Below are 26286 nucleotides of genomic sequence, written 5' to 3'. Positions count from 1 at the left end.
CCACCGTCTGCAGGAACAAGAGGGAGCAAAGGGATGGATCTCGGACTGAAAGGGAAGCGCGTTCTGGTGACGGGCGCATCCAAGGGGATCGGCCTCGGCTGCGCGCGGGCTTTCGCGGCGGAAGGCTGCGCAATCGATCTCGTCGCCCGCGACACGGAGCGGCTGGAGCAGGCACGGGACCTGCTGGCCGGCGCGGGCGCGGAATGCGCCATTCATCCACTGGATCTCTCCGCGCCGGGCGCGGTGGAGCGGCTCAGTCAGTCGGTTGCGGTACCCGACATCGTCGTCAACAACGCGGGCGCGATTCCGGGCGGCGACCTGCAGACGATCGACGAAGCGACCTGGCGCCAGGCGTGGGATCTGAAGGTCTTCGGCTATATCAACATGGCCCGCGCCTTCTATCCGCTGATGAAGGCGAAGGGCGGCGGTGTGATCTTCAATGTCATCGGTCTCGCCGGCGTGAAGCTGGATCCGAAGTATATCGCCGGGACGGCGGGCAACGCGTCGCTCAACGCCTTCACCAAGGCAATGGGCTCGAACGCGCTCGCCGACGGGATGCGCGTGCTCGGGGTCAATCCGGGCCTTGTGGCGACCGACCGGCTCGTTACCCTGCTGAAGACCAAGGCGAGAGACGAGAAGGGCGACGAGAAGCGCTGGCAGGACTTCCTCGCCGGCCAGCCGCTCGGACGGGCGGCAACCGTGGAGGAGATCGCCGACGTGGTCACGTTCCTATGCTCGCCAAGGGCCGGTTGGGCGACCGGCATCGTGGTCGACCTCGATGGCGGCCAGACCTACCGTTGATCCTCTCGGTGGTCCGGATTTGAGCGGTCGTCTCCGGTTTCGCTGCGGGTTCGTGGGAGTGGAGTCTTGTCGTTCGACCGGACGGTATTGCGCAAACTCCTGATCTGTTTACAAGCCTGTCGAAATCTGGAAACAAGGCGACATGTCATCTCCGAACGCTGCCTACAAGGCCGTCTCGCACCCCATCGATCTGCCAGCGGCATCCTATTGGGTCTATGGCGCTGATGCATTGACCCAGAAGCTTGTCCGGTTCGTTTCGCGGCTCCGTCCGGGGACGGACTGCCTCGGCGTGATCGGGCCGGATCAGGACTTGCCCGCGCCTAAGGGCGAGACCTTCATGCTGGTCACGGATGCGGACTGGGAGGGCCGCGCGCGCCGGCTCGCCGGAGCCGGATGGCCGCCGGACCGGATCATGGTCCTGCCGCTTGCGGCGGATTGCCCGTCCAGCGGCTTCTCCCGGTTTCTGAGCGAAGTGTCCGATCTACTCGACCGGAAAAAAGACCGGGAGGCGCAAGAAGCGGGCCGCCTGTCGAAGGACATGACCAATACCATTCTGATGCGCGAGGGGATCGCGAGGCTGGTGGGGGGGCGGGTCGGGATACCTTCCAAGTTGTACCCGCCGCTCCACGAACCAAACCGGGTCGAGTCCGCCGTCGAAGAGATCCGGGCGGTCCACGGTGCGCTCGCCGACGACCGCAGCAAGGCCGCCTATCTGTCCGTGCTGCGCGACCCACCCTCGGCAAGGCTCGGGGCCTTCCTCAACACGATGCTGAGGGGGCAGCAATATTTCGAACATATCCGGGTCTCGCCGGGTGACACGGTGCTGAATTTCGGCGTTTTCGACGGTTTCGAGATACCGGGTTTCGCGGCCCTGATGCAGGGGCAGGGGCGTCTGATCAATATCGACCCGCTCGGCCACACCTATCTGAGCCGCTATGTCCGGGATGCGATCGGCCAGTATGACAGCCTGGTCGAGATTTTCCCCTACTGCGTGACCGACCGCGACGGCGAGACGGATTTCATACATTACGAGGATGGCCAGGCAGCTTCCCATCCCCATGCGATGACCCCCGAGGTAAAGGAACAGAGCGGGAAGCCGCGGCTGGTCTATCCGACGCGCAGGCTCACCAGCCTGATCCGGGAGATCGCGCCGGAGCGGATCGACCTGATGAAGTTCGATGTCGAGGGGGCCGAGGAGATGCTCATCGGCGACCTTCCGGAGATCGTCGCCCGCTACCGGCCGCAGATCGCGCTCAGCGTTTATCACGCGACCCGGCATCTCTGGGAAATGCCGCTGCAAATGATGGCCATGTGCGAGGGCTACGAGTTCCGTTTCGGCAGTTATTCGATGACGCGGTACGAGTCGATATTCTACTGCCTCCCGCGGATCTAGAGCTTCAGCTTGAAGCCTTCGTGGCTCGCGGTGAAGCCGAGGCTCTCGTAGAACCGGATCGCGTCGGTCCTGCTCTTGTCGCTGGTCAGTTGGACGATACGGCAGCCGCGTGCCTTGCAGGTCGCGATTGCCCAGTCGAGCATCTGTCGGCCGACGCCGCCGCCCCGGATTTTCGAGGAGACCCGAACCGACTCTATCTGACCCCGCCAGAGCCCTTGATGGGAGAGGCCCGGCAGGAATGTCAGTTGCAGGGTGCCGACAATCTCGCCCTCGCGTTCGGCGACGGCGAGCAACTGGTTCCCATCCTGATCGATTGCCGTGAAAGCCTCCTGGTAGCAGTCGGCGACCGGAACGCTGGTATCCTCACGCTGTCTGCCGAGGTCGTCGTCGGCAAGCATTGCGATGATGGCCGGCAGGTCGGCCTCGGCGGCGCGGCGGAAGATGATTGGCATGGCAGCGGGCTCTTCGGTTCGGTCGGAACGGGCGGTTTCTATAGCGCGTCGTGATCACACGCGCGAGGCGCAAACACCGTTCCGGTCGTTGGGCGGCGGGTCGTTCCTGAAAACGGCCGTCCGCGCGTCATGGAGTTCGTGGAACACGCCCGCGCAAACCGCGACGGAGAGGAAACGACGGATGCAAGGCGCGCCCATTTGCGTCAGTATTGGTTCATATCCAGCAGTTGCCGGCGCCGGACAATTCCGCTTCGGAAGCACCAGCGAAAATCAGGGGACGAAACATGAAGATGCGGGCGGCCGTGCTGCGGCAGACCGGGGCGAAAGCGCCCTATGAGACATCGCAGCCGATCTCGGTGGAAGAAATTGAACTCTCGAAACCCGAGGCGGGTGAGCTTCTGGTCCGGGTGATCGGTGGCGGGCTCTGCCATTCAGACCTCTCCGTCATCAATGGATCGCGACCGCGGCCGGTCCCGCTCGTGCTCGGGCATGAAGGCGCGGGCGAGGTGGTTGAGGTCGGTCCCGGCATCCGCGACCTCGTGCCCGGCGATCCCGTGGTGTTCCAGTTCAGCGCCAATTGCGGCCGCTGCCGACGCTGTCTCGAAGGCCGCCCGCAGATATGCGAAGTCAACGCGGAGGCCCGTGCCAAGGGCGAACTGATGGGTGGCGGCCGGCGGCTGAGAGCGGCCGACGGGGAGATGCTGGCGCACCATTCCGGCGTCTCCTGCTTTGCCGAGTATGCAGTGATCGATCGGGGCAGCTGCGTGAAGGTCGACAGCGACATTCCTCTGGAAACTGCAGCTATATTCGGATGCGCGGTGATGACCGGGGTCGGCGCGGTGCTGAACACCGCCCGGATCCGGGCGGGAGACACGGTCGCGGTCATCGGCCTCGGCGGTGTCGGTCTCAACGGGTTGCTCGGGGCCAAGGTCGCCGGTGCCGGTGCTGTGATCGCCATCGACCTCAACGATGACCGGCTCGGCCTCGCCCGTCAGTTGGGGGCGACTCACACCTTCAACGCGGCCGACCCGAAGCTGGCCGAACAGGTCCGCGACATCACGAAAGGCGGGGTTGACTTCGCGTTCGATTTCGCCGGCGTGGTGCCGGCGCTCGAGACCGGCTACAGCCTGCTGCGCACCGGCGGCGAACTGGTGATCGCCGGACTGGCGCCGGTGGATAGCAAGTTCTCCTTCAGCCCGCCGCAACTGGTCTCGGACGAGAAGGCGATCCGCGGCAGCTACATGGGAGGCTGCGTGCCGGTCAGGGACATTCCGCGCTTCATCGATCTCTATCGCCAGGGGCGGCTGCCGATCGATGCGCTGATCAGCCGCTCGGTCGGGTTCGAGGATATCAACGAGGGCTTCGACCGGCTGGCCGACGGATCGGCCATTCGCCAGATCCTGACGCCGCACGCGGCGGCCTGAAACCCGTGCGATGCGCTGATCCCTATGGCGCCGACCTATGCCGATCTCGCGACGTTCGGGCCGATTCCGGATGCGCGAGGCTCGTGTTCTCGGTCAGCCGGAAGCAGGACACAGGCGAGAGTCATTCGGCCGGGGCGATGCGCGGTATTTGCCGTGATTTGGCCGGATCCGCGGCGATGGCGTATTATCCCGAACATGTCTGAGAGCTTACCCATGGCGGAGACGGGCGATGAGTCGGACACACGATGAACGGCGGTCCCGCAGGCTGGCGCGTATGCGCGCACGAGCGTTTGGCGGAGACCGTCGAAGCGACCGGTTGCTGCGGGAGATTGTCGACGCGGCGGAAGATGAGATCGAGGCCGCGGAGAGCGGGCTTGCCGGGCGCGTTTCCCGCAAGCTCGGTCCGAAAGGCCGGTTCCTCGCCTTCGCCATCCTGATCGGTGTGATGATCACGACCGCGTCGATCTATTACGAACGCCGGGTCGTCGAGACAGCTGTCCGGGCCGACTGGCAGGATCCTGTCCTGGTTTCCGAGGGCCGTGCGCTCTACCGGGACAATTGTGCCTTCTGTCATGGCGATGCCCTCGAGGGGCAGTCGGGCTGGGACGGTGATTTTCCCCGCGGTCACAGACCCGCACTGCCACTGGACGGCACGGCGCCGATCTGGCGGCTCAGCGATGACGATATATTCGATGTCATAAAATACGGCGGTCAGCCGTTTTCACCGCGCAGCTACAAGAATGACATGCCGGGATTCGAGATGCAGATACCGGACGCGGGGATCTGGGCGCTGGTCGCCTTCATCAAGAGTCGCTGGTCGGAGGAGACGCGGGACCGGCAGGAGGAAGAGGCCGCCATGCGGCGTCCACCGGAATAACGGCGGCGACGGTCAGGCGAGGCCCGCGGCCTTGAGGCGCTGTTCCAGATCCCGAAGCATCGATTTCTTGCTCTGCGCATCCGCGGCGTCGGAGAGATAACTCTCCAGAAAGTCCGGCTTCTTCATGAAATCATGTGCGCTCTTGCGCGCAACCTTCACATTGCCGGAGCCGACGAGAATCCCGTCGGCCAGCAGATCGATCACCTTGAGCGCCTTTGCCGCGGTCGTGTTCGAGCGGGCGTCCAGCTTCTTGTAGAAGCCGGACTGCTCCAGAATCGTGGCCTGCAGTTCCTCTACGGCGCCGCAGATCCGGTCCTCGATGCGGGGTGGGAAGCGGTTCGCCTTGGTCTCCTTGAAGATCTTGGCGAGCAGCGCGAGCTTGTCTTCCAGGCTGCCTTCGCTGTTGCGGACCGCGCGCTCGAAATCGGGCTGCCCCATGATCGAGGTCACATATCTTGAGAGGTAGTCCGAGCCCTTCTCGCTGATCGCTCCCTTGCGCAGATGGAGGGCCATCAGGATCTTGTCGGGCACCTCTATGCGCCCGCCCACGACGAGATCGATGGTCTCGTCGCTCAAGAGAGAGGCTTCTCGCTTCTCGAGCGCCGTCTGACATTCATCGCCACCGAGGAAGCCGTTCGGTGTGTTCATCTTCGCGTAGATGCTTCGGACCTGCTCGAGCTCGGCGCCGAGGTTCCCGTTGGTCAGCTTGCCACTCGATTCCAGAGCGCGGACCAGCAAACGAAGGATGACGTCACGGGTTTCCGGAATATAGCCGGACTTCGCCAGAGTATAGAACTTCTTCGCGTTTGCCGGCTTGTCCGGGGCTTCGAAGGGTTCGATCTCGCCGCGGTGGAGAGCCATCAGCCGCTCCACCTCCTCGCCGGTCGAGCGCATCTGGCCGAAGATGTTCTTTGCCGCATCCGGAGCACGCAGGATTTCGGCGATCAAGGGGTCGAAATGCCCGAACGCCTCAATCCCGGTGATGGTGTGGCCGAGGTCGTACAGCGTTTCGAATTTCTTCACCCAGTCATTCACGCCGTCGAGCGTTTCCGTCAGCGCGGCGCGGACCCGGAAGGCGTGCTCCGCCGGCTTTTCGCCGCGCCGGGTCGCCATCAGATCCGGAAGGTTTTCTTTCTCGAGTTTGCCCGGCGGGTCTTTTTCCAGTTTCTCGAGACAGTCCTTATGAAGAGCGTCTGTCAGTTCATACAGCCGTCTCACCCGTTCGCTGACGGGCATCTGGGTTCCTTTCACCTGAGCAATGGCGGTTTTCTGGACCGCCTGCATGAGGGTCTGACCCGCATCGCTGAAATTGCGCTGGTGGCGCGTCGAGTGCAGCAGCTCGGTCGGTGTCAGCCTGACGGACTGGAGATAGCGCCCTGCCGCCCGGCCGATCGCGTCCCGTGACTTGCGCGAATAGAAGTCGGCCACTTCCTCGCAGATCGCGTCCTTGAAGCTTTGTGCTTCGGCTTTTTGCTGATCTGCCATGACGTGTCTGAATGTCACCTGAACAAAGGTTGTCGATTGCCAAGGAATTATCGAAGTTTACCTTCGAATTAGACCACGAATAACCCGCGTGTTCTATGATGCGCAACCCAATATGCGTGTGACTTCGGCCACATGCCGACACGGTATTAGCCGCGATTCTGCCGTGCCACTTCATAGAGTGTCGCAGCGGTTGCCGCGGAAACGTTGAGGGTCGCGACGGGCCCGGCCGTCGGCAGACGCACCAGCAGGTCGCAATGCTCCCTTGTCAGGCGCCTGAGACCGCTGCCTTCGGCGCCCATGACGATCGCGACCCGTCCCGTGAGGTCGACCTCGGCGATCGTTTTCTCTGCGTCCCCGTCGAGCCCGACGCACCAGAACCCGGACTCCTGAAGCGACTCCATGGTGCGACTGAGATTGATCACATAGACGAGGTCGATCGCATCGAGCGCGCCGGACGCGGATTTCGCCAGCACCCCGGTTGCCGGCGCGGCGTTGCGGTCCGTGGCGACGACGGCGCGAGCGCCGAAGGCCGCGGCCGAGCGCAGGACCGCTCCGACATTGTGCGGATCTGTGACCTGATCGAGCAAAACCAGAAGGCATTGCTCGCCCGCATCCTCGAGGACGTCCTCAAGCGCAACGTCCGGAAGGGCTCTGACCTCGGCAATGATGCCTTGATGGACGGCGCCTTCGCCCGCAAGGGAATCGAGCATGTCCCTGTCTCGCACAACGGGCTGCGGCAGGTTCGCGCGCCGCGAATCCGGAAGGGCGGCCAGCCGCGCTTCGAGTTCCGCTTCGCTGCGGGCTGTACAAAGCAGGCCCCTGATCTGCCGTTTCTCGTTCGCCAGCGCCATCGAAACCGCATGCCAGCCCCAGAGCAGATCCTTTCCGGAGGAGGCCGGTCTCTGCTGCGGTTTGCCGCGCGCGCGCCCTTGCGACGGTTTGCGGGATCGGAATTTGCTCATCAGGCCTACCTGGTCTTAGGATCGCTCGCACCCGTCAAGGGTGGAGCGCGGTTTCGCGGAACGAATGCCGCATAACCGCTTTTGCCATGTTTTTTGGCGTTGACAAACAGAGACTATTTCTCATATTTCGCACTCCCTTCAAACGCGGGGGCCGAAACGGCCACGAGAGTGGCCGACGGAATCTGCGTCGGGGAATCGGGTGGGGTGCCCGAGTGGCTAAAGGGGACGGGCTGTAAACCCGTTGGCTATGCCTACGTTGGTTCGAATCCAACCCCCACCACCATTCCACCTGCCGTGCCGGCGTTCGGCCGGGAGGTGGAAGACAGACTATAGTGCTTGGCCGGTGTTCGGGGCGGAAGTCGCGGGCACCGCCGCGGTGTGCGGTAGGCTGGGCGGGTGTAGCTCAATGGTAGAGCAGCAGCCTTCCAAGCTGAATACGTGGGTTCGATTCCCATCACCCGCTCCACCGCTCCTTGCCGCGGCAGGCCAAACAGAGGGATCAATTCGGGTCATGGACGGTGCGGAGCGCCGGCGTGGCCGGCAAATCAAGCAGGAACACGTGCGCGATGGCGAAGGAAAAGTTTGAGCGGAATAAGCCGCACTGCAACATTGGCACGATCGGCCACGTCGACCACGGCAAGACGTCGCTGACGGCCGCGATCACGAAGGTGCTGGCGGAGAGCGGCGGAGCCGATTTCCAGGCTTACGATCAGATCGACAAGGCGCCGGAAGAGAAGGCGCGCGGTATCACGATTTCGACGGCGCACGTTGAGTACGAGACGTCGAACCGTCACTACGCGCACGTGGACTGCCCGGGTCACGCTGACTATGTGAAGAACATGATCACGGGTGCAGCGCAGATGGACGGCGCGATCCTGGTTGTGTCGGCGGCGGACGGCCCGATGCCGCAGACCCGCGAGCACATTCTTCTGGCGCGCCAGGTCGGTGTTCCGGCGCTTGTGGTGTTCCTGAACAAGGTCGACCAGGTTGACGACGAAGAGCTTCTCGAGCTGGTGGAGCTCGAGGTTCGCGAGCTTCTGTCGTCCTACGACTTCCCGGGCGACGACATTCCGATCGTGAAGGGCTCGGCTCTTGCGGCTCTGGAAGACAGCAACGAGGAGATCGGCAAGAAGGCGATCCTCGAGCTGATGGAGCAGGTTGACGCTTACATTCCGCAGCCGGAGCGTCCGGTGGACCAGTCGTTCCTGATGCCGATCGAGGACGTGTTCTCGATCTCCGGCCGGGGCACGGTTGTGACCGGCCGCGTCGAGCGCGGCATCGTGAGCGTCGGCGACGAAATCGAGATCGTCGGCATCAAGGACACGACGAAGACGACCTGCACGGGCGTCGAGATGTTCCGCAAGCTGCTTGATCGCGGCGAGGCGGGTGACAATGTGGGCGTTCTTCTGCGTGGTACGAAGCGCGAGGATGTCGAGCGGGGTCAGGTTCTGGCGAAGCCGGGTTCGATCACGCCGCACACGAAGTTCACCTGCGAGGCGTACATCCTGACGAAGGACGAGGGCGGTCGTCACACGCCGTTCTTCTCGAACTACCGCCCGCAGTTCTACTTCCGCACGACGGACGTGACGGGGACGGTTGAGCTTCCGGAAGGCACCGAGATGGTGATGCCGGGCGACAACATCGCGATGACGGTTCAGCTGATCGCGCCGATCGCCATGGATGAAGGCCTGCGCTTCGCCATCCGCGAAGGCGGCCGCACCGTCGGCGCCGGCGTCGTCGCCAAAATCGTCGAGTAACGGGCTGCCGCCCCGGTCCTTCAGCGCGAGGATTGGGGCGGCCGCTTGCAGCGCGGCATAGGAGTGTAGCTCAATTGGTAGAGCACCGGTCTCCAAAACCGGGGGTTGCGGGTTCGATCCCTGCCACTCCTGCCACGCTTCTTTTTCTGCACAGTTGATTTCATTCTGCCGGGGCGCTATACAGCCCGGCTGACAGAAACGGATCACGATGGCAAAGGTTTCTCCGGCGCAATTCGTCCGTCAGGTTCGCCAGGAAGTATCCAAGGTGACCTGGGCGAGTCGCAAGGAAACAGGCGTGGGCACCATGATGGTTTTCATCATGGTGATGCTCGCGTCTATCTTCTTTTTCCTTGTCGATGGCGCGCTGTCGTGGGGTGTGAAGTTCATTCTTGGATTGGGAGCCTGAGCCTGTGGCGGCACGTTGGTACGTCCTCCATGTCTATTCCGGCTTCGAGAAGAAGGTCGCACAGGCCATTCGCGAGCAAGCCGCTACGCATGAGATGGAAGACCTGATCGAAGAGGTCCTGGTTCCGACCGAGGAAGTCGTGGAAATGCGACGCGGCGCGAAAGTGAACGCAGAGCGCAAGTTCTTCCCCGGCTACATCCTCGTGAAGATGGTGATGACCGATCAGAGCTGGCACCTGGTGCAGGACCAGCCCAAAGTGACCGGTTTCCTCGGCAGCAAGGGCAAGCCCCAGCCGATTTCGAAATCGGAAGCCGAGCGGATCATCAAGCAGGTCGCCGAGGGCGTCGAGCGGCCGAAGCCGTCCGTCATCTTCGAGATCGGCGAACAGGTTCGGGTTTCCGACGGGCCATTCGCGTCCTTCAACGGCTATGTTGAAGACGTGGATGAGGAAAAGTCCCGTCTCAAGGTTGCGGTGTCGATTTTTGGACGGTCGACGCCGGTCGAGCTGGAATACACCCAGGTCGAGAAGATCTGACGTCCTTTATGATGACCGCGTGGGAGGTCTTCCAGAAAACCTTGGAAGCCCGTACCACCCGGCACAGTGAGAGGTAGATATTATGGCTAAGAAGATCGCTGGCTATATCAAGCTGGAGATCAAGGCCGGTGAAGCTAACCCGTCTCCGCCGGTCGGACCGGCGCTGGGTCAGCGCGGTCTTAACATCATGGAATTCTGCAAGGCGTTCAACGCCGCGACCGGCAGCCTCGAGAAGGGCATGCCGATCCCGGTCGTGATCACCGCCTACCAGGACCGGACCTTCAGCTTCGTCACGAAGACTCCGCCGGCAAGCTTCTTCATCAAGAAGGCGGCGAAGCTTCCGAAGGGCGCGAGCAGCCCGAGCAAGGAAATCGTCGGCAAGATCACCATGGACCAGGTCCGTGAGATCGCCGAAGCGAAGATGCCGGATCTGAACGCCGTCGATCTCGAGGGCGCGTGCCAGATGATCCGCGGTTCCGCCCGTTCCATGGGCGTCGAGGTTGTGGAGTAAGACGATGGCGAAGCAAGGCAAGCGTCTCAAGGGCGCCTATGAGAGCGTCGATCGGCTGAAGCTGCACGCGCTCGACGAAGCCGTGAAGCTGGTGAAGAGCGGCGCCAAGGCGAAGTTCGACGAAACGGTCGAGATTTCCATGAATCTCGGTGTCGATCCGCGTCATGCCGACCAGATGGTGCGCGGCGTCGTCGCATTGCCGCACGGTACCGGCAAGTCCGTACGCGTCGCGGTCTTCGCCAAGGACGCGAAGGCGGATGAAGCCCGCGAAGCCGGCGCCGAAATCGTCGGTGCGGACGACCTGATGAAGGAAATCCAGGACGGCCGGATGGATTTCGATCGCGTGATCGCGACTCCGGACATGATGGCCCTGGTTGGCCGTCTCGGAAAGGTGCTCGGCCCGCGCGGCCTGATGCCGAACCCGAAGCTCGGCACCGTGACCGCCGATGTTGGCGCCGCCGTGACCGCCGCCAAGGCCGGTCAGGTGGAATTCCGCGTCGAGCGCGCCGGCATCGTGCATGCCGGGATCGGCAAGGCGAGCTTCTCCGAGGACCAGCTCCTCGAGAATGCGACCGCTTTCGTCGATGCGATTACCCGCGCGAAGCCGACGGGTGCCAAGGGCACCTTCGTCAAGCGTGTCGCTCTGAGCTCCACCATGGGGCCGGGCGTGAAAGTGGATACGGCGGCATTGGGCACTGCCTGAGCCTGTCGTTGAAGTTCCGGCCTCTTGGGGCCGGGAACAGGAGCCGGACCTTCGGGGCCGGCTCCGACCTGTCCGAGACTACGGGTGCCAATGGGGCTTCGGCCGCGGCGGCTTAATGTCCCGTATAGACGGGGGTGATAACGGATTTCGATCCCGGTTGCGGCCGGGAATGTCTGACGTTTGAGCTTCTGGGACAGGCGAACCGGGCCGACGGGCATGGTGTCCGCCGGTTCATGTGCAAAGGGGGCGTCGGCATGGTGCCGGGGCCCGCAGATGCGGAGATGATCAGTGAACCGTACTGAAAAAGCGGCTCTGGTCGAGACCCTGAACAAGACCTTTTCGGAGGCCGCGGTTGTCGTGGTCACCCATCAGGTCGGGCTGACGGTCGATGAGGTCAATGACCTTCGCGGCAAGATGCGTGCGGCAGGGGCCCGATACAAAGTCACGAAAAATCGGATCGCTCGTCTCGCTCTGAAAGGCACGGAGTACGAAAACCTTGACGCGTCCTTCACGGGCCCGACGGCGATTGCTACGTCTTCGGATCCGGTCGCGGCCGCCAAGGTTGCCGTCGAGTTCGCCAATGGAAACGAGAAACTGACGATCGTCGGTGGCGCGATGGGAACGAAGGTTCTCGACGTCAACGCGGTCCAGGCTCTCGCCAAGTTGCCGTCCCTCGACGAACTGCGTGCAAAGCTGGTTGGCATGATCCAGACCCCGGCGACGCGTATCGCCGGCGTTCTGCAGGCACCTGGAGGACAGGTTGCCCGCGTGATCAACGCTTACAGCAGCAAAGAGGGGTGAGTGGTCGATCCACTCCGTTTAACGAAGCTCAAGTCTGGAGTATTTGAAAATGGCTGATCTTGAGAAGCTTGTTGATGAGCTCTCTTCCCTGACGGTCCTCGAAGCGGCCGAACTGTCGAAGATGCTCGAAGAGAAGTGGGGCGTTTCCGCCGCTGCTCCGGTTGCCGTCGCTGCTGCTGCTGGCGGTGACGCCGGTGGTGCGGCTGCTGCCGAAGAAAAGGATTCCTTCGACGTCATCCTCGCGGGTGCCGGCGACAAGAAGATCAACGTGATCAAGGAAGTTCGCGCGATCACCGGTCTCGGTCTGAAGGAAGCCAAGGACCTCGTCGAGGGCGCGCCGAAGCCGGTCAAGGAAGGCGCTTCCAAGGACGAAGCCGAAGAGATCAAGAAGAAGCTCGAAGAAGCAGGTGCTACCGTCGAGCTGAAGTAACGCCTTGGCGTTACTTGGAAATACGGGTGGGGTACGCGCGTGCCGGTCGGTGCGCGCGTTGCCCTGCCCTTTTCCCGTTCTTACCGCTGGTGCCGTGGCGCGCCAGCCGTAAGGCCGGGAGGCCGGGTCTCCCGGTCGGCTGAACAGGCGGCTCTCGCGACGGGCGCGGGAGCCATGGAGCGGACGGATACCCGTCCCGACCGCTCCAGATAGATCAAAGGTGGGCGAGGTTTGACCATGGCGATTTCCTCCGTTGGTTCCTTCACCAGTCGCAAGCGTGTGCGCAAGGATTTCGGACGCATTTCCGAAGTGTCTCCGATGCCGAACCTGATCGAGGTGCAGAAAAGCTCCTACGATCTGTTTCTGCAGAAGGACGTGGCGCCGGAGAACCGCGAGGTTCTCGGGCTGCAGGAAGTCTTCAAGTCCGTATTCCCGATCAAGGACTTCTCCGAGCGCGCCATGCTCGAGTTCGTCAGCTACGAACTCGAGACGCCGAAATACGACGTCGAGGAATGCCAGCAGCGGGGCATCACTTTCGCCGCGCCTCTGAAGGTCACCCTGCGTCTCGTCGTCTGGGACGTCGAGGAAGAGACCGGTTCCCGCTCCATCCGCGACATCAAGGAGCAGGACGTCTATATGGGCGACATGCCGCTGATGACGAAGAACGGCACCTTCGTGATCAACGGGACCGAGCGGGTCATCGTCTCCCAGATGCACCGTTCGCCAGGCGTCTTCTTCGACCATGACAAGGGCAAGACCCACTCCTCGGGCAAGTATCTCTTCGCCGCCCGGGTGATCCCCTACCGCGGCTCCTGGCTCGATTTCGAATTCGATGCCAAGGACATCCTCTACGTGCGCATCGATCGCCGCCGCAAGCTGCCCGCGACCACGCTGCTGCTGGCTTTGATGAGCGATGAGTCCGAAGCTTATCTGAAGAAGTGCCACGAAACCGGCGAAGATCCGAACCGGGCCATGGTGACCGGTCTCTCCGGCGAGGACATCCTCAGCTACTTCTACGATAGCGTGACCTATCTGAAGAACGGCGAAGGCTGGAAGACCGAATTCAGCGGCGAGCGCCTGCGCGGCCAGAAACTGTCCCGCGACCTTGTGGACGCGGCATCCGGCGAAGTTGTGGCCAAGCTCGGCGACAAGATGACGCCGCGCCTCGCGCGTAAGCTGACCGAGGCCGGCCTCAAGGAAGTCTACGTTCCGAGCGAGGATCTGATCTCCCAGTACATCGCGATCGATATCGTCAATCCGGAGACCGGCGAAGTGCTGGTCGAAGCAGGTGACGAGATCACCGAAGACCTGTTGCAGGTCATCGCGGATGCGGGGATCGAGGAATTGCCGGTGCTGGCGATCGACTATGTGACGGTCGGCGCCTACCTGCGCAACACCCTCGCGCTCGACAAGAACACCACTCGCGAGGAAGCGCTGGTCGATATCTACCGGGTCATGCGCCCGGGCGAGCCGCCGACCCTCGAGACGGCCGAAAGCCTCTTCGACGGGCTGTTCTTCGATTCCGAGCGCTACGACCTTTCCGCCGTCGGCCGGGTGAAGATGAATGCCCGCCTCGACCAGGAAACCGACGATCAGCTCCGGGTTCTGCGCAAGGACGACATCCTCGCAATCCTCAAGATCCTGGTTGACCTGAAAGACGGCAAGGGCGAGATCGACGATATCGACCATCTCGGCAACCGCCGTGTCCGGTCCGTCGGCGAGCTGATGGAAAACCAGTATCGCGTCGGCCTGCTGCGCATGGAGCGGGCGATCCGCGAGCGCATGAGTTCGGTCGAGATCGACACCGTCATGCCGCATGATCTGATCAACGCCAAGCCGGCGGCGGCCGCCGTGCGCGAATTCTTCGGGTCCTCGCAGCTCTCTCAGTTCATGGACCAGACCAACCCGCTCTCAGAGATCACCCACAAGCGCCGTCTCTCGGCGCTTGGCCCGGGCGGTCTGACCCGCGAGCGGGCCGGCTTCGAGGTGCGCGACGTGCACCCGACCCATTATGGCCGGATCTGCCCGATCGAGACGCCGGAAGGTCCGAATATCGGCCTGATCAATTCGCTCGCCACCTATGCCCGCGTAAACCAGTACGGCTTCATCGAGACCCCGTACCGCAAGGTCGTGGACGGCAAGGTGACCGACGAGGTGCGCTACATCTCGGCGATGGAAGAGGGACGCTACACGGTCGCCCAGGCGAACGCGCCGATCGACAAGGACAACCGCTTCGTGGAAGAGCTGGTGCCGGTTCGCCGCCAGGGCGATTTCGGTCTGGCCCGTCCGGAAGACATTCACCTTATCGACGTCTCGCCGAAGCAGCTGGTCTCCGTTGCCGCCGCGCTCATCCCGTTCCTCGAGAACGATGACGCGAACCGCGCGCTGATGGGCTCCAACATGCAACGCCAGGCGGTGCCGCTGGTGAAGGCGGAGGCGCCCTACGTGGGCACCGGCATGGAAGCCCGCGTCGCCCGCGACAGCGGCGTGACCATCGTCGCCAAGCGTTCCGGCATCGTCGACCAGGTCGATGCGACCCGTATCGTCGTTCGCGCCACCGAGGCCACCGCCTCGACGGAAAGCAACGTCGACATCTACACGCTGCTGAAGTTCCAGCGCTCGAACCAGAACACCTGCATCAACCAGCGTCCGCTGGTGAAGGTCGGTGACCGGGTCGTCGCCGGTGACATCATGGCGGACGGCCCGTCCACGGATCTCGGCGAGCTCGCGCTCGGCCGGAACGTGCTCGTCGCCTTCATGCCCTGGAACGGCTACAACTTCGAGGACTCGATCCTGATCTCCGAACGCATCGTCCGTGACGACGTGTTCACCTCGATCCATATCGAGGAATTCGAGATCATGGCCCGCGACACGAAGCTGGGTCAGGAAGAAATCACCCGCGACATTCCGAACGTCGGCGAAGAGGCGCTTAAGAATCTCGACGAAGCCGGCATGGTCTATATCGGCGCAGAGGTGAATCCGGGCGACATCCTGGTCGGCAAGGTCACGCCGAAGGGCGAGAGCCCGATGACGCCGGAAGAGAAGCTTCTGCGTGCCATCTTCGGCGAAAAGGCCTCCGACGTCCGCGACACCTCCTTGAAGGTGCCGCCGGGGGTGACCGGTACGGTCGTCGAAGTGCGGGTCTTCTCCCGCCGTGGCGTCGACAAGGACGAGCGCGCGCTCGCCATCGAACGTGCGGAGATCGAGCGTCTGGCCAAGGACCGCGATGACGAGCGGGTGATCCTTGAGCGTGGCTTCTTCGCCCGCCTGAAGGAACAGCTGCTCGGCCAGAAAGCGGTTTCCGGCCCGAAGGGCTTCAAGGGCGGCGTCGAGATCACCGAAGCGGTGCTCGGCGAATACACCCAGGGCCAGTGGCGCCAGTTCGCGGTCGAAGACGAGACCCGGATGGAATATCTGGAAGGCATGAAGAGCGAATTCGACAAGAGCGTCGAAGAGCTCCAGGCCCGCTTCGACAACAAGGTCGACAAGCTGCAGCGCGGTGACGAGCTGCCGCCGGGCGTCATGAAGATGGTCAAGGTCTTCGTCGCGGTGAAGCGCAAGCTGCAGCCGGGCGACAAGATGGCCGGCCGTCACGGCAACAAGGGCGTGATCTCCAAGATCAACCCGTCGGAAGACATGCCGTACCTGGAAGACGGGACCCCGGTCGACATCGTGCTGAACCCGCTCGGCGTGCCGAGCCGCATGAATGTCGGTCAGATTCTCGAGACCCACCTCGGCTGGGCCTCGCATGGTCTTGGCCTGCAGATCAATCAGCTGCTTTCCGAGATCAACCGGACCGCAAAGACGGGCGACTTCAAGACGCTCTTCGAGAAGGTCTATGGCGAGGAGCAGTACAAGGCGGAGATCGCGCCGCTTGGCGACGACGAGATCCTCGAGCTGGCCGGTAATCTCAGCCGCGGCGTCCCGATGGGCACGCCGGTGTTCGACGGCGCCCGCGAAGACGATATCGTCGACATGCTGAAGCTGTCGGGGCTGGACTCGACCGGTCAGGTGACCCTGATCGACGGCCGGACCGGCGAGGTTTTCGACCGCAAGGTGACTGTCGGCTACATTTACATGCTGAAGCTGCATCACCTGGTCGACGACAAGATCCACGCCCGTTCGATCGGTCCGTACAGCCTCGTTACCCAGCAGCCGCTGGGCGGTAAGGCGCAGTTCGGCGGTCAGCGTTTCGGGGAAATGGAGGTCTGGGCCCTGGAAGCCTACGGTTCCGCCTATACCCTGCAGGAAATGCTGACGGTGAAGTCGGACGACGTGTCCGGCCGGACCAAGGTGTACGAAGCGATTGTCCGCGGCGACGACAATTTCGAGGCCGGTATCCCGGAATCCTTCAACGTTCTTGTGAAGGAACTCCGCTCCCTCGGCCTCAATGTCGAGCTCGAGCAGGAGCAGCTGTAAGACTTTCCGGGCGGATCCCCTGGGATCCCGCCCGGTTCTCTATCCCTCCGGAAGCGGACTTGCCGCGACCGGCCGCGTCGCTCAGACTTATTGTTAAGTCGGCGCATAACGTCCCAGTGACGTAAGGAGATGCTTGATGAACGAGTTGATGAACGTCTTTGGTCAGCCGTCCGGCCCGCAGAGCTTCGATCATATCCGGATCGCGATTGCGAGCCCGGAGCGGATCCGTTCCTGGTCCTTCGGCGAGATCAAGAAGCCCGAAACCATCAACTACCGGACCTTCAAGCCGGAGCGCGACGGTCTGTTCTGCGCCCGGATCTTCGGTCCGATCAAGGACTATGAATGCTTGTGCGGCAAGTACAAGCGGATGAAATATCGCGGGATCATCTGCGAGAAGTGCGGCGTCGAGGTGACCCTTTCGAAGGTTCGCCGCGAGCGCATGGGCCATATCGAGCTTGCCTCTCCGGTCGCGCATATCTGGTTCCTGAAGTCGCTGCCGAGCCGCATCGGTCTGCTGCTCGACATGACGCTCAAGGATCTCGAGCGGATCCTCTATTTCGAGAGCTTCGTCGTTACCGAACCCGGCCTGACGCCGTTCAAGTATCGTCAGCTTCTGGGCGAGGAGGAATATTTCGACGCCCAGGACGAATACGGCGAGGACAGCTTCAAGGCGATGATCGGCGCCGAGGCGCTGAAGGAGATGATGACCGGCCTCGATCTCGACGAGGAAAAGGAAAACATCCGCGAGGAGCTCCGCACCACCGGTTCGGAAGCCAAGCGCAAGAAGCTGGTCAAGCGCCTGAAGCTGATCGAGGCGTTCGAGGAATCCGGCTGCCGTCCGGAATGGATGATCCTTGACGTGATCCCGGTGATTCCGCCCGAGCTGCGCCCGCTGGTGCCGCTGGATGGCGGCCGCTTCGCGACCTCCGACCTGAACGACCTCTACCGCCGGGTGATCAACCGGAACAACCGTCTGAAGCGGCTGATCGAGCTGCGCGCGCCGGACATCATCGTCCGCAACGAAAAGCGCATGTTGCAGGAAGCCGTCGACGCCCTCTTCGACAATGGCCGCCGCGGCCGCGTCATCACCGGCGCCAACAAGCGTCCGCTGAAGTCGCTGTCCGACATGCTGAAAGGCAAGCAGGGCCGTTTCCGTCAGAACCTGCTCGGCAAGCGCGTCGACTATTCCGGCCGGTCCGTCATCGTCGTCGGCCCGAGCCTGATGCTGCATCAGTGCGGCCTGCCGAAGAAGATGGCGCTCGAGCTGTTCAAGCCCTTCATCTACTCGAAGCTCGAGCTCTACGGCCTCGCCAGCACCATCAAGGCGGCGAAGCGGATGGTGGAGAAAGAGCGTCCGGAGGTCTGGGATATCCTCGAAGAGGTGATCCGCGAGCACCCGGTGCTGCTGAACCGTGCGCCGACCCTGCACCGTCTCGGCATCCAGGCATTCGAGCCGGTGCTGATCGAGGGCAAGGCGATCCAGCTCCATCCGCTGGTCTGTACCGCGTTCAACGCCGACTTCGACGGCGACCAGATGGCGGTCCACGTGCCGCTCTCGCTGGAAGCCCAGCTCGAAGCCCGCGTGCTGATGATGTCCACCAACAACATCCTCAGCCCCGCGAACGGCAAGCCGATCATCGTGCCGTCCCAGGACATCATCCTCGGCCTCTATTACATGACCCTCGAGCGTGAGGGCATGCCGGGCGAGGGCATGGCCTTTGCCGACATGGGCGAGATCGAACATGCGCTGAACAGCGGTGCGGTGACCCTCCACACCAAGATCCAGGCCCGTGTCGATACTTTCGACGAGAGCGGTGAAGAGGTGACGAAGCGGGTGGAAACCACACCGGGCCGCCTGAAGATCGCACAGCTTCTGCCGAAGAACCCGAACCTGCCTTATTCGATCATCAACAAGCTGATGACGAAAAAGGAAGTGCAGAGCGTCATCGACAACGTCTATCGCCACTGCGGACAGAAGGACACGGTGATCTTCGCCGACCGTCTGATGAGCCTCGGTTTCGGCCATGCCTGCAGGGCCGGCATCTCCTTCGGCAAGGACGACCTGATCATTCCGGACGCCAAGCACGATCTGGTCGAGGCCGCTCAGGGCGAGGTGAAGGAATTCGAGCAGCAGTATCTCGACGGCCTCATCACCCAGGGCGAGAAGTACAACAAGGTGATCGACGTCTGGTCGCGCTGCACCGACACCGTCGCCGAGCGCATGATGGAGCACATGTCCAACATGGAGCCGGGCCAGCCCGTCAACTCCGTCTGGATGATGGCCCATTCCGGCGCCCGTGGTTCCGCGACGCAGATCAAGCAGCTCGCCGGCATGCGCGGCCTAATGGCCAAGCCGTCCGGTGAGATCATCGAGACGCCGATCATCTCGAACTTCAAGGAGGGCCTGACCGTCCTTGAATACTTCAACTCGACCCACGGCGCCCGCAAGGGCCTCGCCGACACCGCGCTGAAGACCGCGAACTCCGGTTACCTGACGCGCCGTCTCGTCGACGTCGCCCAGGACTGCATCATCACCGAAGAGGATTGCGGCACCGAACGCGGCATCACGGTGAAGGCTGTCGTCGAGGGCGGCGAGGTGATCGAGCCGCTGAGCGAACGGATCCTCGGACGCACATGCGCGGACGACCTGATCGCGCCGCTCGACGGCGAGAAGATCGCCGATGCCGGCACGATCATCGACGAGCCGCTGGTGGACGCTATCGAGCGGGCCGGTATCGACCAGGTGCGCCTGCGCTCGGTGCTGACCTGCGAGAGCAAGGTCGGCGTCTGTGCCAGCTGCTACGGCCGCGACCTCGCGCGCGGAACCCGCGTCAATATCGGCGAAGCGGTCGGCGTGATTGCCGCCCAGTCCATCGGCGAGCCGGGCACCCAGCTCACCATGCGGACCTTCCACATCGGCGGCGCCGCCCAGCGTGGTGCGGAACAGTCGAGCATCGAGACGTCGTTCGACGCGAAGGTGAAGGTGCTGAACCGGAACGTGGTGAAGAACTCCGACGGCGTTCTGATCGTCATGAGCAGGAACACAGAGGTCGTGCTGGCAGACGAGCAGGGCCGCGAACGTGCCCGTCACCGCATTCCGTACGGCTCGCGTCTGTTCGTCGACGACGATCAGCAGGTGAAGCCGGGCGACAAGCTGGCCGATTGGGATCCGTACACCATTCCGATCATCACCGAGAAGGAAGGCACCGCGCATTATGTCGACCTGGTCGACGGCGTCTCCATGAAGGAGGTCACCGACGAAGCGACCGGTATCGCCTCCCGCGTGGTCGTCGACTGGAAGCAGCAGGCCCGTGGCGGCGATCTGCGTCCGCGCATCACCCTGCGTGACGATGCGGGCGAAGTCATCGAACTCGCGAACGGTCTCGAGGCCCGTTACTTCATGTCGGTCGACGCGATCCTCTCTGTCGACAACGGTGCGACGGTCCGGGCCGGCGACGTGCTCGCCCGTATCCCGCGGGAATCGTCCAAGACCCGCGACATCACCGGCGGTCTGCCGCGGGTTGCGGAACTCTTCGAGGCCCGCAAGCCGAAGGATTACGCGATCATCAGCGAATCCGAAGGCCGCGTCGAATTCGGCAAGGACTACAAGACCAAGCGCCGGATCATGGTCGTCCCGCAGGAAGAGGAAAAGGAAACGGTCGAATACCTGATCCCGAAGGGCAAGCACCTCGCGGTTCAGGAAGGCGACTATGTCCAGGTCGGCGATCTGCTGATGGACGGCAACCCGGTGCCGCACGATATCCTGAACGTTCTCGGGGTCGAGGCGCTCGCCGAGTACCTCATCAACGAGATCCAGGACGTGTATCGACTGCAGGGCGTGAAGATCAACGACAAGCATATCGAAGTCATCGTCCGCCAGATGCTGCAGAAGGTCGAGATCTCCGACGCCGGCGACACGACGCTGCTGGTTGGGGAGACTATCGACCGCGACGAGTTCGACGAGGCGAACGAAAAGGCGCTTGCCGAGGATCTGCGTCCGGCGAAGGCGATTCCCATCCTGCAGGGCATCACCAAGGCCTCGCTGCAGACGCGCTCCTTCATCTCTGCCGCGTCCTTCCAGGAAACCACCCGTGTCCTCACCGAGGCGGCGGTTTCCGGCAAGAAGGACCAGCTCGAGGGCCTGAAGGAAAACGTCATCGTCGGCCGCCTGATCCCGGCCGGCACCGGCAGCGTGATGAATCGCCTGAAGCGGCTGGCCGCCGATCGCGACCGGGCGCTTGCTCCGGCGCGGGACGAAGCGCCGGCCCTCGCCGAAGAAGGCGAACAGGTCCCGGCCGCCGAGTAAGGCGAGTCGACAGGAACATCGTTCGAGTCCCGAACGGAAGCGGCGTCCGGAAACGAGTCCGGGCGCCGTTTCTCTTTTCGTCCGGAACAGCCGGATGGCGGGCCGGTCATAAAATTGCGTGACGAACGCTCAACCGGTTCGAAAATCGTCTCGGGAGGTGCCGATCTAGTACCTCCGCGCTCTGCATTGCACAGATAGGCGCTATGCGGAAAAAAGCCGAAAACTGTTCTTGACCCACAGGGGGCAGGTAAATAGTATCCGCCAGCCTTTGCAGGGCTGGTGGTGACACCGTTGTCGGAAACGGCGCGACAGGTCAGACGCAGCCTCGGCGAAATGCTGGAACTTAAATAGGTTCGCACGCGAACCCCGAAGCAGTGACGACGGTTGGCCACTAGGGCGGGGCCCTGGGGCTGATTGTTGTTTGCGCAATGTGTTTTGTAGTCGAGAGGGATCGACTGAATGCCGACGATCAACCAGCTGATTCGGCAGGGCCGTAAGGCGCCTGTCGTTCGCAATAAAGTGCCCGCGCTGGAAGCCTGCCCGCAAAAGCGTGGCGTGTGCACCCGCGTGTACACCACGACGCCGAAGAAGCCGAACTCCGCGCTGCGTAAAGTCGCGCGCGTTCGTCTGACCAATGGTTTCGAAGTGACGAGCTACATTCCGGGTGAGGGTCACAACCTTCAGGAGCACTCTGTCGTGATGATCCGCGGCGGCCGTGTGAAGGACCTTCCGGGCGTTCGTTATCACATCATTCGCGGCACGCTGGACACCCAGGGTGTCAAGGATCGCCGTCAGCGCCGTTCGAAGTACGGCGCGAAGCGTCCGAAGTAAGGAGAGACTTGGATGTCCCGACGCCATCGCGCAGAGAAACGTGAAGTTCTGCCCGACGCCAAATTCGGCGACGAGGTCGTTTCGAAGTTCATGAGCTGCCTCATGTATGACGGCAAGCGTTCGGTTGCCGAGAGCATCGTCTACGGTGCCTTCGACAAGATCGAGGCGCGCACCGGCCAGCAGCCGGTCGCCGTGTTCCACGAAGCGCTGAGCAACGTGAAGCCGCATGTCGAAGTCCGCTCCCGCCGCGTCGGTGGTGCGACCTATCAGGTGCCGGTGGAAGTCCGGACCGAACGTGCGCAGGCTCTGGCCATCCGCTGGACCATCGACGCCGCGCGCAAGCGCTCGGAAAACACCATGGTCGACCGTCTCTCCGGTGAGCTGATGGACGCCGTGAACAATCGCGGTGCTGCGGTGAAGAAGCGTGAAGACACGCACCGCATGGCCGACGCTAACAAAGCATTCTCGCACTACCGCTGGTAACCCAGGGATTTTGGACGGACGCCATGGCTAGGACTCATCCGCTCGAGAAGTATCGCAATATCGGCATCATGGCTCACATCGATGCCGGTAAGACCACGACCACGGAACGCGTGCTGTACTACACCGGCCGGTCCTACAAGATCGGTGAAGTCCACGATGGCGCCGCGACCATGGACTGGATGGAGCAGGAGCAGGAGCGGGGTATCACCATTACCTCGGCCGCCACGACCTGTTTCTGGAATGACCACCGGATCAACATCATCGATACCCCGGGCCACGTCGATTTCACCATCGAGGTCGAGCGCGCGCTTCGTGTTCTCGACGGTGCGGTCGCCGTGTTTGACTCGGTTGCCGGTGTCGAGCCGCAGTCCGAAACCGTCTGGCGCCAGGCCGACAAGTACCGCGTGCCGCGGATCTGCTTCGTCAACAAGATGGACCGCATCGGTGCGGACTTCTATCGCTGTGTCGACATGATCGTGGACCGTCTCGGTGCGACTCCGCTGGTCATGCAGATGCCGCTCGGAGCCGAGTCCGACTTTGCCGGTATCGTCGACATCATGCAGATGAAGGCGATCCGCTGGCTCGATGAGTCCCTCGGAGCCGAGTTCGAGGTCATCGACATCCCGGACAACCTGAAAGAGAAGGCCGAGGAGTATCGCTCCCAGCTCATCGAGACCGCCGTCGAGATGGACGACGCCGCGATGGAAGCCTATCTCGACGGCAACGAGCCGGACGAAGCGACGCTGAAGGCCTGCATCCGCAAGGGCACCGTCACCAGCAAGTTCGTTCCGGTGCTGTGCGGTTCCGCTTTCAAGAACAAGGGCGTCCAGCCGCTGCTCGACGCGGTTGTCGATTATCTGCCGAGCCCGATGGATGTCGGCGCGGTCAAGGGTGTCGCCATGGACGGCGAAACCCCGATCGAGCGCAAGCCGTCGGACGAAGAGCCGTTTGCCGCTCTCGCCTTCAAGGTCATGAACGATCCGTTCGTCGGTTCCCTCACCTTCGTGCGTGTCTATTCCGGGATCCTTGAAACCGGTACCTCCGTCATGAATACGGTGAAGGACCAGCGCGAGCGCGTCGGTCGCATGCTGCTGATGCATTCCAACAGCCGTGAAGACATCAAGGAAGCGCGTGCCGGCGACATCGTCGCCATCGCGGGCCTGAAAAACACGACGACCGGTGACACCCTGACCGAACCGACCAAGCAGGCCATTCTGGAGCGCATGGAGTTCCCGGATCCGGTCATCGAGGTCGCCGTCGAACCGAAGACCAAGGGCGACCAGGAGAAGATGTCCAACGCCCTGCAGCGCCTCGCGGCCGAAGACCCGTCCTTCCGGGTGTCCGTCGACCACGAGAGCGGTCAGACCGTGATCAAGGGCATGGGCGAGCTCCATCTCGAGATCCTGGTCGATCGCATGAAGCGCGAATTCAAGGTTGACGCCAATGTCGGCGCGCCGCAGGTCGCCTATCGTGAAACCATCACGAAGACCGCGGAAATCGACTATACCCACAAGAAGCAGACCGGCGGTTCCGGTCAGTTCGCCCGGGTGAAGATGGTGTTCGGTCCGTCCGAGGTCGGCGAAGGCTTCGTGTTCGAGAACAAGATCGTCGGCGGCGCGGTTCCGAAGGAATACATCCCCGGCGTGCAGAAGGGCCTCGAGTCCTCCAAGGACACCGGCGTGCTCGCGGGCTTCCCGGTGATCGACTTCAAGGTCGAGCTCATCGACGGCGCCTCCCACGATGTCGACTCCAGCGTGCTGGCGTTCGAAATCGCGGCGCGGGCGGCCTTCAAGGAAGGCATGCAGAAAGCGGGTCCGAAGCTTCTCGAGCCGGTCATGAAGGTCGAGGTCGTGACCCCGGAAGATTACATGGGCGACATTATCGGCGACCTGAACAGCCGCCGTGGCCAGGTGGGTGGCATGGATCAGCGCGGCAATGCCCGCGTCATTGAAGCCATGGTACCGCTGGCCAACATGTTCGGCTATGTGAACACCTTGCGCTCGATGAGCCAGGGACGTGCGCAGTACACCATGCAGTTCGACCACTATGAGCAGGTGCCCCAGGCTGTTGCGGACGAAGTCCGCGCAAACCTGGCCTGATGCTCCGCTAGTGTCGGTAACGAAAACGAAGAACCAAAGGTACGGAGCCTAGAACCATGGCGAAGGAAAAGTTTGAGCGGAATAAGCCGCACTGCAACATTGGCACGATCGGCCACGTCGACCACGGCAAGACGTCGCTGACGGCCGCGATCACGAAGGTGCTGGCGGAGAGCGGCGGAGCCGATTTCCAGGCTTACGATCAGATCGACAAGGCGCCGGAAGAGAAGGCGCGCGGTATCACGATTTCGACGGCGCACGTTGAGTACGAGACGTCGAACCGTCACTACGCGCACGTGGACTGCCCGGGTCACGCTGACTATGTGAAGAACATGATCACGGGTGCAGCGCAGATGGACGGCGCGATCCTGGTTGTGTCGGCGGCGGACGGCCCGATGCCGCAGACCCGCGAGCACATTCTTCTGGCGCGCCAGGTCGGTGTTCCGGCGCTTGTGGTGTTCCTGAACAAGGTCGACCAGGTTGACGACGAAGAGCTTCTCGAGCTGGTGGAGCTCGAGGTTCGCGAGCTTCTGTCGTCCTACGACTTCCCGGGCGACGACATTCCGATCGTGAAGGGCTCGGCTCTTGCGGCTCTGGAAGACAGCAACGAGGAGATCGGCAAGAAGGCGATCCTCGAGCTGATGGAGCAGGTTGACGCTTACATTCCGCAGCCGGAGCGTCCGGTGGACCAGTCGTTCCTGATGCCGATCGAGGACGTGTTCTCGATCTCCGGCCGGGGCACGGTTGTGACCGGCCGCGTCGAGCGCGGCATCGTGAGCGTCGGCGACGAAATCGAGATCGTCGGCATCAAGGACACGACGAAGACGACCTGCACGGGCGTCGAGATGTTCCGCAAGCTGCTTGATCGCGGTGAGGCGGGTGACAATGTGGGCGTTCTTCTGCGCGGTACGAAGCGCGAGGATGTCGAGCGGGGTCAGGTTCTGGCGAAGCCGGGTTCGATCACGCCGCACACGAAGTTCACCTGCGAGGCGTACATCCTGACGAAGGACGAGGGCGGTCGTCACACGCCGTTCTTCTCGAACTACCGCCCGCAGTTCTACTTCCGCACGACGGACGTGACGGGGACGGTTGAGCTTCCGGAAGGCACCGAGATGGTGATGCCGGGCGACAACATCGCGATGACGGTTCAGCTGATCGCGCCGATCGCCATGGATGAAGGCCTGCGCTTCGCCATCCGCGAAGGCGGCCGCACCGTCGGCGCCGGCGTCGTCGCCAAAATCGTCGAGTAACGGTTCGTTCTTAAGGCTCGTCGAGCGAGCCGGAGATTGAAGAAAATGGACAGTCAGAATATCAGAATCCGCCTCAAGGCGTTCGATCACCGGGTCCTCGACCAGTCGACCGGCGAGATCGTGAACACGGCGAAGCGCACCGGCGCGCAGGTCAAGGGCCCGATCCCGCTGCCGACCCGTATCGAGCGTTTCACCGTTCTTCGCGGTCCGCACATCGACAAGAAGAGCCGTGAGCAATTCGAGATCCGCACCCACAAGCGGGTTCTGGACATCGTCGATCCGACTCCGCAGACGGTCGACGCTCTGATGAAGCTCGATCTCGCGTCCGGCGTTGACGTCGAAATCAAGCTCTAACGCTGAAGGA

Annotated in this window: 21 protein-coding genes and 3 tRNA genes; 21 read left to right on the top strand and 3 right to left on the bottom strand. The window is 62.7% G+C overall.

The genetic code is table 11. The features are described from left to right. The first annotated feature begins 33 nt into the window (after window positions 1-33). A complete protein-coding gene (locus ACOOE1_RS10615) occupies window positions 34-801 on the top strand; it encodes an SDR family oxidoreductase (protein WP_420406312.1) in 768 nt (255 codons plus the stop codon). Window positions 802-943: 142 nt separating this feature from the next. Continuing rightward, window positions 944-2194: an FkbM family methyltransferase gene (locus ACOOE1_RS10610; RefSeq protein ID WP_420406311.1), complete on the top strand. Its 1251-nt coding sequence runs from the start codon at window positions 944-946 to the stop codon at window positions 2192-2194. Here the strand turns inward: ACOOE1_RS10610 and ACOOE1_RS10605 are convergent. Next, window positions 2191-2646, bottom strand: coding sequence for a GNAT family N-acetyltransferase (locus ACOOE1_RS10605; protein ID WP_420406310.1), 456 nt, complete (start codon window positions 2644-2646; stop codon window positions 2191-2193). The genes ACOOE1_RS10610 and ACOOE1_RS10605 overlap by 4 nt on opposite strands. 284 nt (window positions 2647-2930) lie before the next feature. On the opposite strand from ACOOE1_RS10605, the gene ACOOE1_RS10600 reads away from it, so the two are divergent. Continuing rightward, on the top strand, window positions 2931-4070 hold the full coding sequence (locus ACOOE1_RS10600; RefSeq protein WP_420406309.1) for a zinc-dependent alcohol dehydrogenase family protein: 1140 nt from the start codon (window positions 2931-2933) through the stop codon (window positions 4068-4070). 229 nt (window positions 4071-4299) lie between these two features. Next, complete coding sequence (locus tag ACOOE1_RS10595; protein WP_420406308.1) at window positions 4300-4947, top strand: c-type cytochrome; 648 nt, start codon at window positions 4300-4302, stop codon at window positions 4945-4947. 12 nt (window positions 4948-4959) lie between these two features. On the opposite strand, the gene ACOOE1_RS10590 is transcribed toward ACOOE1_RS10595, so the two are convergent. Both ACOOE1_RS10590 and rlmB read right to left on the bottom strand, forming a co-directional pair. Next, complete coding sequence (locus tag ACOOE1_RS10590) at window positions 4960-6432, bottom strand: hypothetical protein (protein WP_420406307.1); 1473 nt, start codon at window positions 6430-6432, stop codon at window positions 4960-4962. Between the two features lie 146 nt (window positions 6433-6578). Continuing rightward, entirely contained in the window at window positions 6579-7394 is an 816-nt protein-coding gene (gene rlmB / locus ACOOE1_RS10585) for a 23S rRNA (guanosine(2251)-2'-O)-methyltransferase RlmB (protein WP_420406306.1), read from the bottom strand. Window positions 7395-7592: 198 nt separating this feature from the next. On the opposite strand from rlmB, the gene ACOOE1_RS10580 reads away from it, so the two are divergent. From ACOOE1_RS10580 to rpsJ, 17 genes are all read left to right on the top strand, one after another. Continuing rightward, window positions 7593-7677: transfer RNA gene (locus tag ACOOE1_RS10580), tRNA-Tyr, on the top strand. Between the two features lie 109 nt (window positions 7678-7786). Beyond that, window positions 7787-7860 (top strand) — tRNA-Gly (locus tag ACOOE1_RS10575). Between the two features lie 100 nt (window positions 7861-7960). Then, complete coding sequence (gene tuf, locus ACOOE1_RS10570; protein WP_420406296.1) at window positions 7961-9151, top strand: elongation factor Tu; 1191 nt, start codon at window positions 7961-7963, stop codon at window positions 9149-9151. A gap of 59 nt (window positions 9152-9210) precedes the next feature. Continuing rightward, a tRNA-Trp gene (locus ACOOE1_RS10565) sits at window positions 9211-9286 on the top strand. 73 nt (window positions 9287-9359) lie between these two features. Continuing rightward, window positions 9360-9557 carry a preprotein translocase subunit SecE gene (secE, locus tag ACOOE1_RS10560; RefSeq protein WP_420406305.1) on the top strand — a complete coding sequence of 66 codons (198 nt, stop codon included), beginning with the start codon at window positions 9360-9362 and terminating at the stop codon, window positions 9555-9557. A gap of 4 nt (window positions 9558-9561) precedes the next feature. Further along, window positions 9562-10092 carry a transcription termination/antitermination protein NusG gene (nusG, locus tag ACOOE1_RS10555; protein ID WP_420406304.1) on the top strand — a complete coding sequence of 177 codons (531 nt, stop codon included), beginning with the start codon at window positions 9562-9564 and terminating at the stop codon, window positions 10090-10092. 82 nt (window positions 10093-10174) lie between these two features. Continuing rightward, entirely contained in the window at window positions 10175-10603 is a 429-nt protein-coding gene (gene rplK / locus ACOOE1_RS10550; RefSeq protein ID WP_420406303.1) for a 50S ribosomal protein L11, read from the top strand. 4 nt (window positions 10604-10607) lie between these two features. After that, window positions 10608-11306, top strand: a complete 699-nt coding sequence (rplA, locus tag ACOOE1_RS10545) for a 50S ribosomal protein L1 (protein WP_420406302.1) — start codon at window positions 10608-10610, stop codon at window positions 11304-11306. A gap of 288 nt (window positions 11307-11594) precedes the next feature. Further along, window positions 11595-12107, top strand: coding sequence for a 50S ribosomal protein L10 (gene rplJ, locus ACOOE1_RS10540; RefSeq protein WP_420406301.1), 513 nt, complete (start codon window positions 11595-11597; stop codon window positions 12105-12107). Window positions 12108-12156: 49 nt separating this feature from the next. Next, window positions 12157-12537 (top strand): 50S ribosomal protein L7/L12, encoded by a 381-nt coding sequence (gene rplL / locus ACOOE1_RS10535; protein ID WP_193189060.1) that lies wholly within the window; start codon window positions 12157-12159, stop codon window positions 12535-12537. 237 nt (window positions 12538-12774) lie between these two features. Beyond that, window positions 12775-16956 carry a DNA-directed RNA polymerase subunit beta gene (gene rpoB, locus ACOOE1_RS10530; protein WP_420406300.1) on the top strand — a complete coding sequence of 1394 codons (4182 nt, stop codon included), beginning with the start codon at window positions 12775-12777 and terminating at the stop codon, window positions 16954-16956. A 136-nt stretch (window positions 16957-17092) separates the two neighbouring features. Then, window positions 17093-21262, top strand: coding sequence for a DNA-directed RNA polymerase subunit beta' (gene rpoC, locus ACOOE1_RS10525; RefSeq protein ID WP_420406299.1), 4170 nt, complete (start codon window positions 17093-17095; stop codon window positions 21260-21262). Between the two features lie 459 nt (window positions 21263-21721). Then, entirely contained in the window at window positions 21722-22093 is a 372-nt protein-coding gene (gene rpsL, locus ACOOE1_RS10520; RefSeq protein WP_193189063.1) for a 30S ribosomal protein S12, read from the top strand. Window positions 22094-22105: 12 nt separating this feature from the next. Next, the gene (gene rpsG / locus ACOOE1_RS10515) at window positions 22106-22576 is read left to right on the top strand and encodes a 30S ribosomal protein S7 (RefSeq protein ID WP_420406298.1); all 471 of its coding nucleotides are present in this window, start codon (window positions 22106-22108) and stop codon (window positions 22574-22576) included. A 23-nt stretch (window positions 22577-22599) separates the two neighbouring features. Next, the gene (gene fusA, locus ACOOE1_RS10510; protein ID WP_420406297.1) at window positions 22600-24675 is read left to right on the top strand and encodes an elongation factor G; all 2076 of its coding nucleotides are present in this window, start codon (window positions 22600-22602) and stop codon (window positions 24673-24675) included. Between the two features lie 56 nt (window positions 24676-24731). Then, window positions 24732-25922 carry an elongation factor Tu gene (gene tuf, locus ACOOE1_RS10505; RefSeq protein WP_420406296.1) on the top strand — a complete coding sequence of 397 codons (1191 nt, stop codon included), beginning with the start codon at window positions 24732-24734 and terminating at the stop codon, window positions 25920-25922. A gap of 45 nt (window positions 25923-25967) precedes the next feature. Further along, window positions 25968-26276, top strand: coding sequence for a 30S ribosomal protein S10 (rpsJ, locus tag ACOOE1_RS10500; protein ID WP_193188693.1), 309 nt, complete (start codon window positions 25968-25970; stop codon window positions 26274-26276). Window positions 26277-26286: the final 10 nt, after the last annotated feature.

The sequence above is a fragment of the Nisaea sp. genome (assembly GCF_965216895.1).
Lineage (GTDB): Bacteria > Pseudomonadota > Alphaproteobacteria > Thalassobaculales > Thalassobaculaceae > Nisaea.
The sequence above is the reverse complement of the archived record's forward strand: the minus strand, read 5'-3'. Positions and strand labels throughout refer to the sequence as shown.

Coding starts and splice junctions, on each gene's coding strand:
- ACOOE1_RS10605 (WP_420406310.1), bottom strand. CDS start 2,646: ATGCCAATCATCTTCCGCCGCGCCGCCGAGGCCGACCTGCCGGCCATC.
- rlmB (WP_420406306.1), bottom strand. CDS start 7,394: ATGAGCAAATTCCGATCCCGCAAACCGTCGCAAGGGCGCGCGCGCGGC.
- tuf (WP_420406296.1), top strand. CDS start 7,961: ATGGCGAAGGAAAAGTTTGAGCGGAATAAGCCGCACTGCAACATTGGC.
- rplA (WP_420406302.1), top strand. CDS start 10,608: ATGGCGAAGCAAGGCAAGCGTCTCAAGGGCGCCTATGAGAGCGTCGAT.
- rpsG (WP_420406298.1), top strand. CDS start 22,106: ATGTCCCGACGCCATCGCGCAGAGAAACGTGAAGTTCTGCCCGACGCC.
- ACOOE1_RS10615 (WP_420406312.1), top strand. CDS start 34: ATGGATCTCGGACTGAAAGGGAAGCGCGTTCTGGTGACGGGCGCATCC.
- tuf (WP_420406296.1), top strand. CDS start 24,732: ATGGCGAAGGAAAAGTTTGAGCGGAATAAGCCGCACTGCAACATTGGC.
- rpsJ (WP_193188693.1), top strand. CDS start 25,968: ATGGACAGTCAGAATATCAGAATCCGCCTCAAGGCGTTCGATCACCGG.
- ACOOE1_RS10590 (WP_420406307.1), bottom strand. CDS start 6,432: ATGGCAGATCAGCAAAAAGCCGAAGCACAAAGCTTCAAGGACGCGATC.
- fusA (WP_420406297.1), top strand. CDS start 22,600: ATGGCTAGGACTCATCCGCTCGAGAAGTATCGCAATATCGGCATCATG.
- ACOOE1_RS10595 (WP_420406308.1), top strand. CDS start 4,300: ATGAGTCGGACACACGATGAACGGCGGTCCCGCAGGCTGGCGCGTATG.
- rpsL (WP_193189063.1), top strand. CDS start 21,722: ATGCCGACGATCAACCAGCTGATTCGGCAGGGCCGTAAGGCGCCTGTC.
- secE (WP_420406305.1), top strand. CDS start 9,360: ATGGCAAAGGTTTCTCCGGCGCAATTCGTCCGTCAGGTTCGCCAGGAA.
- ACOOE1_RS10610 (WP_420406311.1), top strand. CDS start 944: ATGTCATCTCCGAACGCTGCCTACAAGGCCGTCTCGCACCCCATCGAT.
- rplK (WP_420406303.1), top strand. CDS start 10,175: ATGGCTAAGAAGATCGCTGGCTATATCAAGCTGGAGATCAAGGCCGGT.
- ACOOE1_RS10600 (WP_420406309.1), top strand. CDS start 2,931: ATGAAGATGCGGGCGGCCGTGCTGCGGCAGACCGGGGCGAAAGCGCCC.
- rpoB (WP_420406300.1), top strand. CDS start 12,775: ATGGCGATTTCCTCCGTTGGTTCCTTCACCAGTCGCAAGCGTGTGCGC.
- rplL (WP_193189060.1), top strand. CDS start 12,157: ATGGCTGATCTTGAGAAGCTTGTTGATGAGCTCTCTTCCCTGACGGTC.
- rpoC (WP_420406299.1), top strand. CDS start 17,093: ATGAACGAGTTGATGAACGTCTTTGGTCAGCCGTCCGGCCCGCAGAGC.